Origin of the sequence: Paeniglutamicibacter sp. ORCA_105, from assembly GCF_045798545.1 — a bacterium.
GTDB classification, from domain to species: domain Bacteria; phylum Actinomycetota; class Actinomycetes; order Actinomycetales; family Micrococcaceae; genus Paeniglutamicibacter; species Paeniglutamicibacter sulfureus.
Genome location: NZ_JBIXLM010000079.1, coordinates 1 through 4,174, shown reverse-complemented (window position 1 = coordinate 4,174; position 4,174 = coordinate 1). Strand labels below are relative to the sequence as shown.

At 63.4% G+C, this 4,174-nt stretch carries 4 protein-coding genes; all 4 read right to left on the bottom strand.

What is annotated here, in order from left to right; genetic code table 11:
* Positions 1 to 386 precede the first annotated feature (386 nt).
* Positions 387 to 1,010 (bottom strand): disulfide bond formation protein DsbA, encoded by a 624-nt coding sequence (locus ACIPUB_RS20015; protein WP_407608988.1) that lies wholly within the window; start codon positions 1,008 to 1,010, stop codon positions 387 to 389.
* Between the two features lie 84 nt (positions 1,011 to 1,094).
* A complete protein-coding gene (gene clpX / locus ACIPUB_RS20010; RefSeq protein ID WP_302266310.1) occupies positions 1,095 to 2,387 on the bottom strand; it encodes an ATP-dependent Clp protease ATP-binding subunit ClpX in 1,293 nt (430 codons plus the stop codon).
* 164 nt (positions 2,388 to 2,551) lie between these two features.
* Positions 2,552 to 3,214, bottom strand: coding sequence for an ATP-dependent Clp protease proteolytic subunit (locus ACIPUB_RS20005; RefSeq protein WP_264269092.1), 663 nt, complete (start codon positions 3,212 to 3,214; stop codon positions 2,552 to 2,554).
* Between the two features lie 44 nt (positions 3,215 to 3,258).
* Positions 3,259 to 3,852, bottom strand: coding sequence for an ATP-dependent Clp protease proteolytic subunit (locus ACIPUB_RS20000; RefSeq protein ID WP_407608989.1), 594 nt, complete (start codon positions 3,850 to 3,852; stop codon positions 3,259 to 3,261).
* Positions 3,853 to 4,174: the final 322 nt, after the last annotated feature.

Below are 4,174 nucleotides of genomic sequence, written 5' to 3'. Positions count from 1 at the left end.
CCGCGCCCTCGTCCTTTCAACCGGGACCGTCCCCTCCTCCGACATCGCACCTGGCGGCAGACAGAGGGGAAGCCCCTTCGGCTGACAAACTAATGTCGGAGGGGCTTCGACTCGGTGTTGGTTCTCGTACAGCGTTGATTTAGAGAACCGGACAAAATCCTCATTGCGTGGGTCTTGCTGCTTCGCTGCTGCAGCCGAGCTAGAAGAGATTCCAATAGCTCGTCACCGCGAATTCGGTTTTTGTTCGGCATCATTCCGGTAGTGATGCGTATTACTTTTATACGCCCTGCCCCAGAGACCGGCAAGGGGCCGGGGCAAACTTTGAGGTTTGCTCCGGCCCCTTGCTGAAAACATTGGCCCTTGGGACCATTGACAGGATTTTCCGGTCAGTTGGCTTCGACGTCGAACTGCGGGCTCTCGGTGCGGCTGCGCTTGATTTCGAAGAAGTAGGGGTACGACGCCAAGCCGACGGCGGCATCGAAGATCTTGCCTGCCTCCTCGCCGGAGGGAACCCGCGTAATGACCGGACCGAAGAATGCGGTACCGTTCAGGGCCATGACGGGCGTGCCGACGTCCTGGCCGACCCGGGAGATCCCGTCTTCGTGGCTCGCCTTCAGCGCCTCGTCAAACTCGGTCCCGGTTGCCGCATCGGCCAATTCCGGTTCCAGCCCGGCCTTGGCCAGTGCGCGGGAAATGACCTCGCTGTAGTCCTCAACCTTTTCGTGGTGCAGCATCTCGCCCATGGCGGTGTAGAGATCGCCGAGCACCGCGTCGCCGTGCTTCTGGGCGGCGGCGATGAGCACGCGGACCGGGCCCCAGCCCTTGGCCACGAAATCGCGGTAGTCCTCGCTCAGGCCCTCGCGACCGTCGTTGAGCACCGAAAGCGACATCACATGCCAAGCAACCTCGATGTCACGCACCTTTTCGACCTCGAGGACCCAGCGGGACGTCGCCCAGGCAAAGGGGCAGGCCGGGTCAAACCAAAAATCAACGTGAGTCTTCTCGGACAACGTGCATCTCCTTTAAATCAATGGCAAGGGTTCAGGGCCCGGGACATCGCGTTGGCGCGGAGCCCGGGGTGAACAAGTCAAGTGCTAAGCGGACTTTTTGCCGCGTTTGTCGGCGACCTGCGCGGAAATCAGTGACGGATCCGCCCCGTTGAGCACCACGTCGCTGGTGATGACGACCTCGACGACATCGTCGCGGCTCGGCATTTCGAACATGGTGGCGCTGAGGGTTTCCTCCAGGATTGCGCGCAGTCCGCGGGCACCGGTGTCCCGGGCAAGGGCGAGGTCTGCGATGGCCTCCAGGGCGCCCAGCTCAAAGGTCAGTTCAACGCCGTCCATGCGGAACATCTTTTGGTATTGCTTGATCAGCGCGTTCTTGGGTTCCGACAGGATCTTGATGAGGGACTCGCGGTCCAGCTTTTCCACGGTGCTGATCACCGGCAGCCGGCCGATGAATTCCGGGATGAGGCCGAACTTCAACAAGTCTTCCGGGCGGACGTCGGCATATGACGCGGCCTCGGACTTCAACGCCGACAGCGGTGCGCCGAAGCCGATCCCCTTGCGTCCTGCGCGCGAGGAGATGATCTCCTCGAGACCGGCGAAGGCGCCCGCAACGATGAACAGCACGTTGGTGGTGTCCAGTTGGATGAATTCCTGGTGCGGGTGCTTGCGGCCGCCCTGCGGCGGAACCGCCGCAACGGTGCCCTCGAGGATCTTCAGCAGTGCCTGCTGGACCCCTTCGCCCGAGACGTCCCGGGTGATTGAGGGATTTTCGCTCTTGCGGGAGATCTTGTCGATCTCGTCGATGTAGATGATGCCCTGTTCGGCCTTCTTGACGTCGTAGTCCGCTGCCTGGATGAGCTTGAGCAGGATGTTTTCGACGTCCTCGCCCACGTATCCGGCCTCGGTGAGCGAGGTGGCATCGGCGACGGCGAAGGGGACGTTTAGGCGGCGGGCCAGCGTCTGGGCCAGGTAGGTCTTGCCGCAGCCGGTGGGCCCGATCAGGAGGATGTTGGACTTGGCCACCTCGACCTCGTCGAGGGAGTTGGAGTCCGAAAGCGCCGCAACGGACTTGGCTGCAGCGCCGCCCTGGATGCGCTTGTAGTGGTTGTATACGGCCACCGCCAACGAGCGCTTGGCGCCCTCCTGGCCGATGACGTATTCCTGCAGGGAGTCGAAGATTTCCTTCGGCTTGGGCAATTCGAAGTCGACGCCCTCTTCGACCTCGGCGAGCTCTTCCTCGATGATCTCGTTGCAGAGTTCAATGCACTCGGTGCAGATGTAGACGCCATGGCCGGCGATCAGCTTGCGAACCTGCTTCTGGCTCTTGCCACAGAAGGAACACTTGAGCAGATCAGACCCTTCACCCATGCGTGCCATCGAATTGGTCCCCTTATCTGGTACCGGTAAGACCGGCCCGAGAGAACCGGAAATGCTGAACTGCCTTAACTCTATGACAGAGTGCCGACAGAATGGGCGAACGGGCGGACCGTGGTGCGCTTATTTCGCGCCCCGCAACAGCCACCCGTTCGCCGTGTCCCGCCTTAGTGGGCGATGCTGCCCTGGGACTTGATCTTGCGCGGGGTCAGGACCTCGTCGATCAATCCGTAAACCTTGGCCTCGGCCGCGGTCATGTACAGGTCGCGTTCGATGTCGTTGCCGACCTCTTCCGCGGTCTTGTTGCTGTGCCCGGCCAAGGTCGTCTCGAGCCAGGCGCGCATGCGCATGACTTCTTCTGCCTGGATCTGCAGGTCCGACGCGGTGCCGCGTTCGCCGCCGCCCATGGCGGGCTGGTGGATCAGCACACGTGCGTTGGGAAGCGCCAGTCGCTTGCCCGGGGTGCCGCCGGCAAGCAGCACCGCCGCGGCGCTGGCTGCCTGGCCCAGGCACACGGTCTGCACCTCGGGGCGCACGAACTGCATCGTGTCATAGATCGCCGTCATTGCCGTGAACGAGCCGCCGGGCGAGTTGATGTACAGGGTGATGTCGCGCTCGGGGTCCATGGACTCCAGGACGAGCAGCTGGGCCATGACGTCGTCGGCGGAGGCGTCGTCGACCTGGGCACCAAGGAAAATGATGCGGTCTTCGAACAGCTTCGCGTACGGGTCCTGGCGCTTGAACCCGTAGGGGGTCCGCTCCTCGAACTGCGGGAGGATGTAGCGTGCCGACGGCATTTCGCCGGAGGTGGCATTCGGGGTGAAATTCATCGTATCTCCTGGGAAATCAGTTAGGTCTGCCGGGTTCCGTCGCGTTACTTCGCGACCCCGCCGCCACCGGAGACGATGCCGGAGGACTGGGCGATGTGGTCAAAGAAGCCGTATTCGAGGCCGTCCGTGGCGGTGAACCACTTGTCGCGCTCGTTGTCCTTCAGGATGGTGTCCACGGTCTGGCCGGTCTGCGCAGCGGTCAGCTCGCTCATGATCTTCTTCATGTGAAGGATCAGCTCGGCCTGGATGCGGATGTCCGAGGCGGTGCCGCCGATGCCGCCGGAAGGCTGGTGCATCAGGATGCGGGCATTCGGGGTGGCGTAGCGCTTGCCCGGGGTGCCCGAGGACAGCAGGAACTGGCCCATGGAAGCTGCCAGGCCGGTGGCCACGGTGACGACATCGTTGGGGATGTACTGCATGGTGTCGTAGATCGCCATGCCCGCGGTGATGGAACCACCCGGGGAGTTGATGTACAGGTAGATGTCCTTCTCCGGGTCTTCCGCGGAGAGCAGGAGCAACTGCGAGCAGATCGCATTGGCGTTGTCGTCTCGGACTTCCGAGCCGAGCCAGATGATCCGCTCCTTGAGGAGTCGATTGTAGATGTAGTCCTCACGTGCGGCCGGATCTACCGAAGCCATCGTGGGAGTGCGGGAGTCACTGGACATGTTCTGATACCTCTCCGTGATGCCGTGCCCCGATGTTCTGTCCGTCGGGCCACTGGCTCTTTACTTCCTTGAACATTACTGCCTTGGCCAGCGACTTTGGCGGCGCAGGGGCAGCTGTTCGCTGTCGGCGCATGGTGCGCGGGGCGGCCATCGCCGTGGGCTTAAAAGAGGGGTTAAAAGCAGGCGCGGGGGGGGGGGGGGGGGGGGGGGGGGGGGGGGGGGGGGGGGGGGGGCGGGGGGGGGGGGGGGGCGGGGGGGGGGGGGGGGGGGGGGGGGGGGGGGGGGGGTGGGGGGG

Excerpts from the sequence above, each read along its gene's own strand:
- clpX (WP_302266310.1), bottom strand. The coding sequence starts at position 2,387 with ATGGCACGCATGGGTGAAGGGTCTGATCTGCTCAAGTGTTCCTTCTGT.
- ACIPUB_RS20005 (WP_264269092.1), bottom strand. The coding sequence starts at position 3,214 with ATGAATTTCACCCCGAATGCCACCTCCGGCGAAATGCCGTCGGCACGC.
- ACIPUB_RS20000 (WP_407608989.1), bottom strand. The coding sequence starts at position 3,852 with ATGGCTTCGGTAGATCCGGCCGCACGTGAGGACTACATCTACAATCGA.